Genomic DNA, 13,518 nt, shown 5'->3' with positions numbered 1-13,518 from the left:
AGGCCTCCGGCGGTCCGTCCCCCGGCTCCTCGCCGTTTCTCGAACGAAAGCGCTGCGACACGCCGCCGTTTCTCGAACGAAAGCGCGGCCGGCGCCGCCCGTTCCGGCGACGGCGGCGCCCGACGCGCCTGGCAGGATGGAGGCCATGACCGACCAGCCCGAGATGAGCCCCCTGACCGAGCCCGAGCGGGAGTGGGTGCGCGTCCGTCGCGACTTCGCCGCGCAGGAGGGCGTGGACCACCTGGACCTGGACGCGGTCGCCGCGTACTACGACGCCGTGCTGGCCCGCTCGCAGGCGGAGGCCGACGAGTTGGACCCCGAGGAGCTGGCGGTGCTGCTGGACGTCGTCGCGGTGCTGCTCGGCGAGCACCTGGGCGCGCGCCACGGCATGCAGTGGGTGACGGTCGCGGACGAGGAGGGGCCCGCCCTCGCGCTGCGGGACACCCTCTCGGACGCCGTCGTCTTCCCGCAGCCGGTGGTCGGCCAGAGCTGGAACGACCAGGCCACGGGGGAGTGGATGGGCGGGTACGTCGACTGGCTCGGCGAGCAGCTCCAGCAGATCCGGGCCGACGCCGGCACGCTGCCCGGCGCCTGAGGCGCGGCGGGCACCGGGGCGGCCCGCCGTCGAGGCCACCACCCCGCCGCCCTCCGTGTTGCCCGGATCACGTGCGGGCCGATAGAAACGAACGCATGACCTCCACCCCGGACACCCCGGACAACACCCCCGCCACCCCCTTCCACGACCTCGACGCCTTCACCGCCCTGCCGCGCGTGGCCGGTCTCACCCTCAGCCCGGACGGCGCCCGCCTGGTGACCACCGTCGCCACCCGCGACGCGAAGGGCACCGGCTACGCCACCGCTCTCTGGGAGGTCGACCCCGCGGGCGAGCGCCCCGCCCACCGCCTGACCCGCTCCCGCGAGGGCGAGGCCGGCGCGCAGTTCGCCGCGGACGGCACCCTCTTCTTCACCTCCGCCCGTCCCGACCCCGCCGACGCCGAGGCCGAGAAGCGCAGCGCCCTGTGGGCCCTGCCGGCCCGGGGCGGCGAGGCGCGCGTGGTGCTCTCCCGCCCGGGCGGCGTCGCCGCGGTCACGTGCGCCTCCGCGGCGGACCGCGTGGTCGTCACGGCGGACCGGCTGCTCGGCGCCACCACCGAGGCCGAGCACGCGACCCTCGCGCAGACCCGCAAGGACGCCGGCGTGGACGCCATCCTGCACACCGGCTACCCCATCCGCTTCTGGGACCACGACCTTGGCCCCGCCCGCCCCGAGCTCTTCGTCCTCGAGCCCGGCCCGGACCCGCAGGGCGAGCCCGCCACGGACGCGGACGCCGCCGAGCCCGGCCCCGCCGCCTCCGGCCTGGCTCCCGAGGCCGACGACGTGGCGCACCACCTGCGCCACGTCTCCGGATTCCCGCGCTCCCACGCGTTCGGGATCGGCGCGCAGGTGGCCCCGGACGGCTCGTTCCTGCTCACCACGGCCGCCACCGCCGAGGCCCGCGGCAACGTGCGGGAGGGCACGGTGGTGCGCGTGGACCTGGCCACGGGCGAGCACCACGTCCTGCACGACGTCCCCGGTGAGGACGTGGCCGTCGGCCCCGTCAGCCATGACGGCACGCGCGCCGTCGTCGTCCGCACCCCTGACTCCACCCCGCACTCCGCCGTGCACCCGCGCCTGTACGTGATGGACACGGCCACGGGCCAGACCACGCCCCTGGCCCACGGCTGGGACCGCTGGGCCGACGTCGTCGCGTGGCTGCCGGACGACTCCGCGGTGATCGCGCTCGCGGACTCGGAGGGTCGCCGCCCGGTGTTCCGCATCGAGGTGGCCACCGGCGCCGTCGCGCAGGTGACCCGGGAGGACGAGGCGTGGACCGACGTCGTGCTCTCCCCGGACGGGGCCACGGCCTACGGCGTCCGCTCCTCCTACCTGTTCCCGCCGGAGGTGGCGCGGATCGACCTGGCCACGGGTGAGACCACGCGCCTGCCGAACCCCGTGGAGCGCCCCGCGATCCCGGGCACGCTCGAGGACGTGGAGACCGTCGCCGAGGACGGCACGCGCGTGCGCGGCTGGCTCGTGCTCCCCGAGGGGGAGGCGCCGGCCGGCGGCCACCCGCTGCTGCTGTGGATCCACGGCGGGCCGCTGGGCTCGTGGAACGCGTGGAGCTGGCGCTGGACCCCGTGGATCATGGCGGCGCGCGGCTACGCGGTGCTGCTGCCGGACCCGGCGCTGTCCACGGGCTACGGCCAGGACTTCATCGAACGCGGCTGGGGTCGCTGGGGTCAGGCGCCCTACACGGACCTGATGGCGCTCACGGACGCCGTCGTGGCGCGTGAGGACGTCGACGGCGACCGCACCGCCGCCATGGGCGGCTCGTTCGGCGGCTACATGGCGAACTGGGTGGCCGGGCACACCGATCGGTTCCGGTGCGTGGTCACGCACGCCTCGCTGTGGGCGCTGGACGGCTTCGGCCCGACGACGGACGCCGCGTTCTACTGGGCCCGCGAGATGGACGAGCAGATGCAGCAGGAGAACTCTCCGCACCGGTTCGTGGGCGAGATCGTCTCCCCGATGCTCGTCATCCACGGCGACAAGGATTACCGCGTGCCGATCGGCGAGGGGCTGCGCCTGTGGTCGGACCTGCTGGCGAAGTCCGGGCGGCCGGCCGCCGCGGACGGCACCACCGACCACCGGTTCCTCTACTTCCCCCACGAGAACCACTGGATCCTCGCCCCGCAGCACGCGAAGGTCTGGTACGAGGTCGTCCTCGGCTTCCTGGGCGAGCACGTCCTCGGCGACGGCGCCCCGTCGGCCCCGGAGACGCTGGGACTGACGCGGCCGTCGTCGACGGCGGGCTGAGCCGCCGGGCCCGGCGCCGCGCATCGTGACGGGCGGCTGAACCTCTCGGATCAGCCCCCGTCACCGGCTGTTCACCGGGCGGGCCGGCTGTGGCCGGTGGGGGGCCACCCGGTCGACACCCGGATCTGGCCCACTGGAGCGGTCATCCCCCTCCCGGAAAGGACCGTTCCATGACCTCCGTCCGTCGTCACGCCGCCCGCGGCCTCGTGGCCCTCGCCGCCGCCGTCGCCGTCAGCGCCCCGCTGGCCGCCCCGGCCGCCGCCGCCCCCGCCGCACCGACGACCCCGGCCGCAGCGCAGTCCGTCACGGGCAAGCCCGTGGTGCGCCCCGACGTCGTGGGTCACCGTGGTGCCTCCGGCTACCGCCCCGAGCACACCCTGGCCGCCTACGAGCTGGCCGCCGCCCAGGGCGCGGATGTGATCGAGCCGGACCTGGTCTCCACCAAGGACGGCGTGCTCGTGGTCCGCCACGAGAACCTGATCGACGGCACCACGGACGTCGCCCAGCGGCCCGAGTTCGCGGACCGCAAGACCACCAAGGTCGTCGACGGCGTGGCCCTCACCGGCTGGTTCACCGAGGACTTCACCCTCGCCGAGCTCAAGACCCTGCGCGCCAAGGAGCGCCTGCCGCAGGTCCGCCCCGAGTCCGCGTCCTACGACGGCCGGTACCAGGTGCCCACCTTCGAGGAGGTGCTCGAGCTGCGGGAGCGCCTCTCTGCCCGGTACGGCCGCGAGATCGGCGTCATCCCCGAGATCAAGCACCCCACCTACTTCGACTCCATCGGCCTGTCCATGGAGGAGCGCGTCGTCGAGCTGCTCGACGAGTACGGCCTGAACAAGCGCAACGCCCCCGCCACCGTGCAGTCCTTCGAGCTCGCCAACCTGCGCGATCTCAACGAGAACCTCGGCCTCAAGGCCGAGACGGTGTTCCTCTCCAGCGTCACCGGCGCGCCCTATGACTCCGTGGCCGCCGGCGACGGGCTCCGCGACTACGACTTCTACGAGACCGCCGCGGGCATGCGCGAGGTCCGCGCGGCCGGCGTCGACACGCTCGGCCCGGCCTTCGCGCAGATCATCACCAAGGAGAAGGACGGCTCGATGGGCGAGGAGACCGCGTTCGTCTCCCTCGCCCACCGCGCGGGCCTTGAGGTGGTGCCGTACACCTTCCGCGCCGAGAACCAGTTCCTCTACACGGAGTTCCGCTCCTCCACGGACCCGAACGCGCGGGGCGACATGGTCGGCATGATCCAGCCGTTCCTCGACGCCGGCATCGACGGCTTCTTCACCGACCACCCCGACCTCGGCGTGCAGGCCGTGGACACCTGGATGCAGGGCAAGAAGGAGCACCCGGGCCGGGGCGTCGGCAAGACCGCCCAGCGGGGCCTGAAGGTGCGCTGACCCCGTCCCGACCGGAGACGATCCCGGCGGACCCGAGGTCTTCCGGCACGTCCGTCGCGGTGCTTACCTTGGCCCTCAGGACCGGTGGACCCGGTGACGTGGACGGCCAGAAGGGCTGGCCATGAGGGGCCGCCGACCCGGACGAAGGAAGGCACAGCATGACGACGAACACGCCGAAGAACGCCCACGGCTCCTCAGCCGAGGGCCGTGACGCCAAGGACCAGGCGAAGGACAAGGCCCAGCAGGCCGCGGGCGAGGCCCAGGGCCAGGCGAAGGCCGTGGCCCAGGACGCCAAGGACAAGGCCCAGGACCTCGCGGCCACCGCCAAGCACGAGGCCGGCCAGGTGAAGGACGAGGCCGCTGACCAGGTGCAGTCGCTGGTCGGCTCCGCCCAGGAGCAGGTCGGCGCGCAGGTGCAGACCCAGCAGGAGCGGTTCGCGGGCCAGGTGCGCAGCTACACCGACGACCTGCACCGCGTGGTCTCCGGTGAGCAGCCGCAGACCGACCTGGTGCGCCAGGGCGTCGCCTCGGTGGCGGACCGTGCCGAGGCCCTGACGCAGCGCCTGGAGACCGCTTCCCCGCAGGACCTGCTGCAGGACGTGCGCGGCTTCGCCGCTCGCCGTCCGGGCACGTTCCTGGCCCTCGCCCTGGGCGCCGGGCTGGTGGCCGGTCGACTGACGCGCGGCATCCGCGACGCCGTCCAGCCCGACTCCGCCGCCTCCACCTCGCCGCGCCGTCACACGACCCGTCCGGACGCGGTGCACGCGGACGTGACCCCGCACCACCTGGACTCGCAGGCCCCGGCCTACTCGAGCGATTCGCTCTCCCAGGCCGACGGCCGCGTCGCGGACGGCGCCGGGCCCCGCCGCGCGGCCGGCGTCGGGGACACCCCGTATGGCACGCAGGCGCCGGTCCAGCAGGGCCTGACCGCCGAGCGGCCGTTCGACCAGACCCGGCCCGGGGGTGACGCATGAGCACCGCCCACGAACCGTTCCGCGACGCGACGCCGCACTCCGGCGCGCACACCCCGCCGCCCACGCAGGCGGAGTTCCGTGCCGAGCACGAGAGCCTCGGCGAGATGTTCCAGAGCCTGTCGGCCAAGCTGTCGACGCTGGTCAGCCAGGAGATCGCCCTGGCCAAGGCCGAGGCCACCGAGTCCGCGAAGAAGGCCGGCAAGGGGGCAGGCCTGCTGGCCGGCGCCGCCGTCGGCGGCTTCTTCCTGCTGATGTTCCTGTCCCTGGCCCTGATGCACCTGCTCGACGTGTTCCTGCCGATCGGCTGGGCCGCGTTGATCGTGGCCGTGCTGTGGGGCGTCGTCGCGGCCGTGCTGGCCCTGCAGGGCAAGAAGGACATCGAGAAGATCAAGGGTCTGCCGCAGACCCAGGAGACGCTTCAGGAGATCCCCGAGACCCTGAACCCCGCGAAGGAGACGCGATGACCACGAGCAACAACCCCGACGAGATCCGCGCCGACATCGAGCGCACGCGCCGCGAGCTCGGCCAGGACGTGGACGCCCTCGCCGAGAAGGTGAGCCCCACGAAGGCCGTGTCCCGGCAGACCAACCGCATCAAGGACGGCTTCATCCACGCGAAGGAGAACATCATGGGCTCCCCGGAGCAGCACCGCCACGAGCCCTCGCTGGGCGATCGCGCCCACGCGGTGGTCGACGACGCCCGGGCCTCCGCGTATGACGCGGCCGGCCAGGCCCAGGACCGCCTGGGCGACGCCGGCGACCGGGTGTCCGAGTGGGCCGACGACGCCCAGCACGCCCTGCACCAGGCCCCGGCTCAGCTGCGCGGCCGCACCGCGGGCAACCCGTTGGCCGCCGGGCTGATCGCCTTCGGTGCCGGCCTGCTGCTCAGCTCGCTGATCCCCGCCTCACGCGCGGAGCAGCGCGCCGCGGAGGGCCTCAAGGACCAGGCCGCCCCGCTGGTGGACGAGGCCAAGCAGGCCGCCCAGCAGCTGCGCGAGGACCTCGAGCCCGCCGCCCGCGAGGCCGCCGGGAGCGTGAAGGAGTCGGCCGCCGAGGCCGCTTCCCACCTCAAGGAGCAGGGCACGGACACGGCGCAGGGCCTCAAGGCGGAGTCCCAGGACGCCGCCCGCCAGGTGAAGGACACCGCGAAGGACGCCTGAGCCCGACTCGAGCACGACGCCGGCCGGTCCCGTTGACGGGACCGGCCGGCGTCGCGCGTGGCGGGGCCGAATCCGGCCCGCGGCTCAGGCCTTGGACCAGATGCGCGTGGTGAGGCGGAAGTCCTCCCCGAGGCCCCGTGCCTAGACTCGGAGGGTGACCCCTCTCGACCGCGTCCCCGACCAGCGCCCCGTCCCCGCCGGCACCGGCCTGACCCTCGAGGACGCCCTCCCCGCTCCCGTGACGGCCGAGGCCGACGGCGTCTCCGCGCGCCCGCGTCTGGCCCGGACCGTCGCCGAGATGCGCTCCGCTCTCCGTGAGCTCGTCGCCCACGCCACGGACGACGGCGACGCCGAGCCCGTCACCGTCGGCCTGATCCCCACGATGGGCGCCCTCCACGGCGGCCACGCGGCCCTGGTGCGGCGGGCCCGCGCCGAGAACGACGTCGTCGCGGTCAGCATCTTCGTGAACCCGCTCCAGTTCGGCGATCCGGCCGACCTGGAGCACTATCCGCGCACCCTGGACGCGGACCTGGACCTGCTGGCGGCGGCGGGCGCCGACGTCGTGTTCGCCCCGGACGTGCAGGAGATGTACCCGGGCTACCCGGACGCGCCGATCGTCACCGTCTCCGCCGGCCGCATGGGGGAGGTCCTCGAGGGCGCCTCCCGCCCGGGCCACTTCGACGGCGTGGCCACCGTCGTGGCGAAGCTGTGGAACATCGTGCGCCCGGCGGTGCCGGCCCTGCGCAGCTACTTCGGCCAGAAGGACGCGCAGCAGCTCACCGTCCTGCGCCGCCTGGCCACGGACCTGGACATCGACGTCGACGTCCGCGCCGTACCCATCGTCCGCTCGCCCGAGGGCCTCGCGCTCTCCAGCCGCAACACCCGCCTGGACGCCGCGGGCCTGGAGCACGCGCTCGTCCTCAGCCGCGCCCTGCGCTCCCTGGCCGACGCCGCGGCGGCCGGTGAGCCCGTCGACGTCCAGGCCGCTCGCCGGATGGTCGAGGACGAGCCGGGCGTCGAGCTGGACCACCTCGTGGTGGTGGACCGGGACACCTTCGCCGAGCTCGGTCCGGAGCTGCTGTGCCAGCCGCTGCGCCGCGAGGCCCTCGCCCTCGTGGCCGCGCACGTGCCGCCCGTCCGGCTGATCGACACCATGGTGCTGCCCGTCGCGGGGCCGCTGCCGTGACCCCGGAGCGTCTCGCCGCCGCCTTCGACGGCCCCTCGCCCGCGCTCGCCGCGACGCTGCTGGGGTGCCGGCTGACCGTCGTCGCCCCGGACGGCGCCGTCACCGTGCGGCTGACCGAGACCGAGGCGTACGGGAACGCGGGAGCGGACCCCGGCGCCCACTCGTTCCGCGGCCGCACCGAGCGCAATGCCGCGCTGTTCGGGCCGCCGCGGCGCACGTACGTGTACCTGAACTACGGCATCCACCGCTGCCTGAACCTGGTGGGCCACCCCGAGGGGGAGGCCGGCGGTGTGCTGCTGCGTGCGGCCGAGGTGCTTGCAGGAGGGGACCTCGCGGTGGCCCGCCGTGGCCGGGACACCGGCCCCAAGCTGCTCTCCGGCCCGGGCAACCTCGGCCAGGGCCTCGGCATCACCCTGGAGATGGGCCACGCGCCCGTGGAGATCGTCGCCGCGCCGCCGGAGGTGGCCGACGACGGTGGCACCTCGGCCCGCCTCGCCGCGCCGGCCGCGCCCGCCCGCTTCCTCCTGGCCCCGCCCGCGCCCCGCGATCCGGCCGAGCCGCCGATCGAGGTCGTGACGGGCCCGCGCGTCGGCGTCTCGGGGGAGGGCGGCTCCGTGCGCTTCCCGTGGCGGTTCAGCGTGGCCGGCCACCGCAGCGTGTCCGCGTTCCGGCGTGGCCGCAACGTGCCGGACTGACCCCCAGACCTTGTCGACCGCCCCGGCCCCGTGCCTAGGTTGATCCCATGACCGAGATGAACAAGACCGCCCACGGCGAGACCCAGCAGACCGTCACCCGGACCATCGACGCGTCCGCCAAGGACGTGTTCGACTTCCTGACCCTGCCCGCGAACCACGCGAAGTTCGACGGCTCGGGCATGGTGCAGTCCGACGACAAGACCCAGCGCATCCAGAAGGTCGGCGACGTGTTCACCATGAACATGCACGCGGAGCACATGGGTGGCGACTACCAGACCGACAATCACGTGGTCGCCTACGACCCGAACAAGCTGGTCGGCTGGAAGACCGCCCCCGCCGGCACCGAGCCCAAGGGTTGGCAGTGGGTCTACCGGCTCGAGGACAACGGCTCCGGCAGCACGGTCGTGTCCCTCACCTACGACTGGACCGCCGTGACCGACCCGGAGCTGCTGGCGAAGAACCTCTTCCCGATGGTGTCCGAGGAGCAGATGGAGGAGTCGCTCGCGAAGCTGGCCGCCGAGGTCGGCTGACCCCCGCCTCCCGACGGCGGCCTCCGGGCTGGCCGTCCCCTCGACGACGGGCACGCACCCGGCCAGGGTGCGGTGCCCGTCGTCGTGTCCGGTGTCACGGCTAGAGTGCCGTGCGAGACCGTCCACCCCCACGTCCAGGAGGATCCGCCGTGACCGCCACCGCCGAGCCCGAAGTCCCGTCGCCGCGCGAGGACCTGTACCGCCACGTCAACGCCGGGTGGCTGGACACCCATGAGATCCCCGCGGACCAGGGCGCCTACGGCGCGTTCCTCGAGCTGCGGGACGCGGCCGAGCTCGCCGTCCGGCACCTGTGCGAGGACGCCGTGCGCGAGGTCGGCACGGGCTTCGACCCCGCCCAGGCGCGCGTGCAGGCCACGGCCGCGGCCGGCGCGCACCGGGACGTCCCGCTCGCCCCGCTGGACGAGGAGGACGCGGAGGGCACGGAGCATCCGGAGCTCAAGCGCCGGATCGCCGCGCTGTACGCCTCGTTCATGGACGACGAGACCGTGGAGGCCCGCGGCCTCGAGCCGATCGCCTCGGACCTGGCGGCGGTGGCCACCGTGTCCACCCCCGCGGAGCTGCTCGCCCTGTCCGGGCGACTGCAGCGCCAGGGCGTCTCCGGCCTCATCAACACCGGCGCCCTCAACGACGCCGGGAACCCGGACCGCATGCTCCTGCACCTGCTCCAGGGCGGCCTGGGCCTGCCGGACGAGTCCTACTACCGGGACGAGGCCTACGCCGGGATCCTCGAGCAGTACACCGAGCACACCGGCCGCCTGCTGACGCTGGCCGGGATCGGCGCGGACCGGGACGAGGCCGCCGCGCTGGGCGTCCGGGTGGTGGAGCTGGAGAAGCGCATCGCCGCCCTGCACTGGGACCTGGTCCGCAGCCGGGACGCCGTGGCCCGCTACAACCCCATGACCCACGACCGGCTGACGGAGCTCTTCCCCCTGGCCGACGCGTGGCTCGAGGGCGTGGACGCCGCCGGCGAGCGCGCCGCGGAGGTCGTGGTGTGGCAGCCGGACTTCCTCTCCGGTGTGCAGGGGCTGCTCGAGGGACCCGAGGCCGCCGACCTCGAGGACTGGCGTCACTGGCTGATCCTGCAGGTGCTGCGCTCCTTCGCCGGCTTCCTGCCGGACGCGTTCGTGCAGGAGAACTTCTCCTTCTACGGCCGCCGCCTGGCCGGCACCGAGGAGGTCCGCCCCCGCTGGAAGCGCGCGGTCGCGTTCGTCAACGGGGCGGCCGGCGAGGACGTGGCGCAGCTCTACGTGGCCCGCCATTTCCCGCAGGGCCACGTGGCCGCGATGGACGAGCTCGTGGGCCTGCTCCAGGAGGCCTATCGCCGGTCCATCGAGGAGCTCGAGTGGATGGGCGAGGAGACCCGTCAGCGGGCGCTCGAGAAGCTGGCGATGTTCCGCCCCATGGTGGGCTACCCCTCGAAGTGGCTGGACTACTCCGCCCTCGAGGTCCACGCCGGCGACCTGCTGGGCAACGCCCGCTCCTCCTCGGAGCTCGAGTGGGAGCGGGACCTGCGCAAGATCGCGGACGGGCCGGACCCGGAGGAGTGGCACATCACGCCGCAGACGGTGAACGCGTACTACTCCCCGCTCGAGAACGCGATCGTCTTCCCGGCCGCCATTTTGCAGCCCCCGTTCTTCGACCCCGAGGCCTCGATGGCCGCGAACCTGGGGGCGATCGGCGCCGTGATCGGCCACGAGATCGGCCACGGCTTCGACGACCAGGGCTCGCGGTACGACGGCGCCGGTCGGCTCGAGGACTGGTGGACCGAGGAGGACCGCGCGGCGTTCACCGAGCGCACCTCCCGGCTGGTGGCCCAGTACAACGCGCTCTCCCCGGCCGAGGCCCCGGACCACCGCGTCAACGGCGAGTTCACCCTGGGGGAGAACATCGGCGACCTCGGCGGCCTGGGCATCGCCCACCGCGCCTTGGAGATCTGGCGGGACGAGGGCGACGGCGCCTCCCTCGACGCCGCGGCGGGGGACCGCGAGTTCTTCACCGCCTGGGCCACCGTGTGGCGTCAGCTCACGCGACCGGAGGCCATGGTCACCCGCATCGCCTCGGACCCGCACTCGCCCAACGAGTTCCGCTGCAACCAGGTGGTCAAGAACCTCGACGCCTTCCACGAGGCGTTCGGCACGCGCGAGGGGGATCCCATGTGGCTGGCCCCGGAGGAGCGCGTCACCATCTGGTGATCCCGCCCGCCGGCCGGGCCCCGCGGGTCCGGCCGGCGGCTCACTCGGATTCGGCGGGGTCCTGCATCCGGGTCTGACGCTCGGCGGCCAGCCGGTCCAGCAGGCGCGTCAGCGTCCGGATGTCCTCGCGGTCCCAGCGCGCCAGGTCGTCGCGCAGCCCGCGACCCGCCGGGCCGCCGCGCACCGCGTCGAGGCGGGCGAGCCCCTCGGGGCTGGCGCTCAGGAGGGCGGAGCGGCGGTCCCGCGGGTCCGGCTCTCGGGTGATCAGCCCGGCGGCCTCGAGGTCGCGGACCATGCGGGAGACCTGCGCGCGGTCCACCAGCAGGCCCTCGGCCACGGCCGAGGGCGTCATGGTCCCCTCGTTGGCCAGCATCATGAACGCCTTCATCGCCCCGACGGACAGGGCCGGGCTGAGGGCCGCCGCGTAGCGGACCATCACCTGGCGGTGCTGCAGGACCAGACGCGAGAACGCCTGCTCGAGCCCCTGGACGGCGGCCTCGAAGCCCGCGTCGTCGCCGCCTCCGCCCGGGTCCGGGGCGCCGTCAGCCACGGCGGGCCCGGACCAGCGCGGTGACGACGGCCGCCAGCAGGGCCGTCCCTGCCACGGCCAGCGCCGCGGGGACGACGGGCCGGTCGGCCACCGCCGTCGCCGGGCGCTCGGCCGACACCGACCGGGACTCCTCCGGGTCCTCGGCCGGATGCTGCCCCTGCGCCGCGGTCACCACGGGGATCGGGCCGGTCGCGGGCAGCGTCTGCATGGCCTCGGCCGTGGCATGGGTGGCCAGGTCGGCGCGGGTGGCGTGGAGGCGCTCGGAGGTGGTCATGCGGCCCAGTGGGAGGTTCGGCAGGAACAGGATCGCGATCAACGCGACGATCGCGAGCGGCACGGCCACGAGGAAGGCGAGGGCGATGCCCTGCGCGTAGACGTCCTCGAAGATCACCCGCAGCGAGTCGGGCATCTCTGCCACGCGTGGCAGGGTGCTGGACTGCAGGCTCTCGGACCACTCGGCGGCGTCCGGGCCCAGGCTGCGCAGGGCCGCGGCGAGGTCCGCGCGGCGCTCCTCGATGCGGTCCGGGACCACGTTGGAGACCACGGCGCCCATCACGGCGACACCGATGCTGCCGCCCAGGGTGCGGAAGAAGGTGACGCCGGAGCTGGCGACGCCCATCTGCCGCGGGTCGGTGGTGTTCTGCACCACGAGCACGAGGTTCTGCATGGTCATGCCGACGCCGGCGCCGAGCAGGAACATGTAGAGGGACACCAGCCAGAAGGAGGTGTCGTAGTGCAGGGTGCCGAGCAGGGCGGTGCCGGCGATCAGCAGGACGGCGCCGATCACGAGCCAGCGCTTCCACACGCCGGTGCGGGTGATGAGGCCGCCGATCACCGTGGAGGACACGAGCAGGCCGAGGATCATCGGGATGGTCATGAGGCCGGCCTGGGTCGGCGTCGCGCCGCGGGCCAGCTGCATGTACTGGGCCAGGTAGACGGAGGAGCCGAACATGGCCAGGCCCGTGGCGATCGAGGCGATCGTCGCGAGGGTGAAGGTGCGGTCGCGGAAGAGGGTGAGCGGGATGAGCGGCTCGGCGACGCGCAGCTCGGTCACGACGAACAGGACGGTGGCGACGGCGGCGCCGCCGAGCATCCACGCGGTGGTGGTGCTGGCCCAGTCGAAGTCGCGACCGGCGCTGGTGACCCAGATCAGCAGCAGCGCGGTGGCCGCGGTCAGGAACACGATGCCGAGGTAGTCGATGGACACCTTCTGGCGCTCGCGGTGCGGGAGGTGGAGGGTGCGCTGCACCATCACCAGGGCGACGACGGCGAAGGGCACCGCCACGAAGAAGTTCCAGCGCCAGCCCCACAGGTCGGTGATCACGCCGCCGGCGAGCGGGCCGCCCACCGTGGCCACGGCCATCACGGCGCCGAACAGGCCCATGTAGCGGCCGCGCTCACGCGGGCTGATGATGTCCGCCATGATCACCTGGCTGAGCGCGACGAGGCCGCCGCCGCCCAGGCCCTGCACGGTGCGGCAGACGATCAGGAAGGTCGGATCGTGGGTGAACCCGGCCGCCGCGGAGGCGGCGACGAAGATCGCCAGGGCGACCTGGAAGAGGACCTTGCGGTTGACGAGGTCGGCCAGCTTGCCCCAGATCGGGGTGGCGATGGCCGTGGCGAGCAGGGCCGAGGTGATGACCCAGGTGTAGGCGGTCTGGTCGCCGCCGATGTCGTGGATGATCACCGGCATCGAGGTCGAGACCACCGTGTTGGCGATCATCGAGACGAACATGCCCAGCAGGAGGCCGGTCAGGGCCTGGAGCACGGAGCGGTGGCGCGCGGCGTCGGCGCGCTCGAGCGAGGGGGCGCCGGCCGGCGCGACGGCCTCGGGGGCGGGGGAGGTTGGGGTCATGGGGTCCTTCGGCGGGAGGGGCGGCGCGGTGATTGACATAAGTCAATGATTGACGAGAGTCAATCATAAGGGGCGTCGGCCCGGGCCGCACCCGCCGTCCGCG

12 protein-coding genes are annotated in these 13,518 nt (G+C 73.8%); 10 read left to right on the top strand and 2 right to left on the bottom strand.

All coding sequences use genetic code 11. From position 1 onward, the window contains the following. The first annotated feature begins 145 nt into the window (after positions 1 to 145). From ACTSKS_RS04325 to ACTSKS_RS04280, 10 genes are all read left to right on the top strand, one after another. The gene (locus ACTSKS_RS04325) at positions 146 to 595 is read left to right on the top strand and encodes a DUF3806 domain-containing protein (RefSeq protein ID WP_044659879.1); all 450 of its coding nucleotides are present in this window, start codon (positions 146 to 148) and stop codon (positions 593 to 595) included. A gap of 95 nt (positions 596 to 690) precedes the next feature. Next, entirely contained in the window at positions 691 to 2,856 is a 2,166-nt protein-coding gene (locus tag ACTSKS_RS04320) for an alpha/beta fold hydrolase (protein WP_078025977.1), read from the top strand. Between the two features lie 170 nt (positions 2,857 to 3,026). After that, positions 3,027 to 4,253: a glycerophosphodiester phosphodiesterase gene (locus ACTSKS_RS04315; RefSeq protein ID WP_049146623.1), complete on the top strand. Its 1,227-nt coding sequence runs from the start codon at positions 3,027 to 3,029 to the stop codon at positions 4,251 to 4,253. A gap of 158 nt (positions 4,254 to 4,411) precedes the next feature. Continuing rightward, complete coding sequence (locus ACTSKS_RS04310; RefSeq protein ID WP_060973555.1) at positions 4,412 to 5,227, top strand: hypothetical protein; 816 nt, start codon at positions 4,412 to 4,414, stop codon at positions 5,225 to 5,227. Then, positions 5,224 to 5,691, top strand: a complete 468-nt coding sequence (locus ACTSKS_RS04305; protein ID WP_036380844.1) for a phage holin family protein — start codon at positions 5,224 to 5,226, stop codon at positions 5,689 to 5,691. The genes ACTSKS_RS04310 and ACTSKS_RS04305 overlap by 4 nt, the downstream gene beginning before the upstream one ends. Next, positions 5,688 to 6,386 (top strand): DUF3618 domain-containing protein, encoded by a 699-nt coding sequence (locus ACTSKS_RS04300; RefSeq protein WP_036380847.1) that lies wholly within the window; start codon positions 5,688 to 5,690, stop codon positions 6,384 to 6,386. Before ACTSKS_RS04305 ends, ACTSKS_RS04300 begins: the two co-directional genes overlap by 4 nt. A 154-nt stretch (positions 6,387 to 6,540) precedes the next feature. Then, positions 6,541 to 7,572: a pantoate--beta-alanine ligase gene (gene panC / locus ACTSKS_RS04295; protein WP_036380850.1), complete on the top strand. Its 1,032-nt coding sequence runs from the start codon at positions 6,541 to 6,543 to the stop codon at positions 7,570 to 7,572. Further along, positions 7,569 to 8,267: a DNA-3-methyladenine glycosylase gene (locus tag ACTSKS_RS04290; RefSeq protein ID WP_036380853.1), complete on the top strand. Its 699-nt coding sequence runs from the start codon at positions 7,569 to 7,571 to the stop codon at positions 8,265 to 8,267. Before panC ends, ACTSKS_RS04290 begins: the two co-directional genes overlap by 4 nt. Positions 8,268 to 8,314: 47 nt before the next feature. Next, positions 8,315 to 8,797, top strand: a complete 483-nt coding sequence (locus ACTSKS_RS04285; protein WP_036380856.1) for an SRPBCC family protein — start codon at positions 8,315 to 8,317, stop codon at positions 8,795 to 8,797. Between the two features lie 149 nt (positions 8,798 to 8,946). Further along, complete coding sequence (locus tag ACTSKS_RS04280) at positions 8,947 to 11,010, top strand: M13 family metallopeptidase (RefSeq protein ID WP_225348846.1); 2,064 nt, start codon at positions 8,947 to 8,949, stop codon at positions 11,008 to 11,010. Between the two features lie 40 nt (positions 11,011 to 11,050). Here ACTSKS_RS04280 and ACTSKS_RS04275 read toward each other — a convergent pair whose 3' ends face one another. Both ACTSKS_RS04275 and ACTSKS_RS04270 read right to left on the bottom strand, forming a co-directional pair. Next, positions 11,051 to 11,560, bottom strand: coding sequence for a MarR family winged helix-turn-helix transcriptional regulator (locus ACTSKS_RS04275; protein ID WP_036380863.1), 510 nt, complete (start codon positions 11,558 to 11,560; stop codon positions 11,051 to 11,053). Next, a complete protein-coding gene (locus tag ACTSKS_RS04270) occupies positions 11,553 to 13,415 on the bottom strand; it encodes an MDR family MFS transporter (protein ID WP_041104645.1) in 1,863 nt (620 codons plus the stop codon). The genes ACTSKS_RS04275 and ACTSKS_RS04270 overlap by 8 nt, the downstream gene beginning before the upstream one ends. Positions 13,416 to 13,518 lie beyond the last annotated feature (103 nt).

The organism is Micrococcus sp. TCR-5 (assembly GCF_052220525.1).
Taxonomy (GTDB): Bacteria; Actinomycetota; Actinomycetes; order Actinomycetales; family Micrococcaceae; genus Micrococcus; species Micrococcus luteus.
This window is presented reverse-complemented; position numbering and strand designations above follow the sequence as displayed.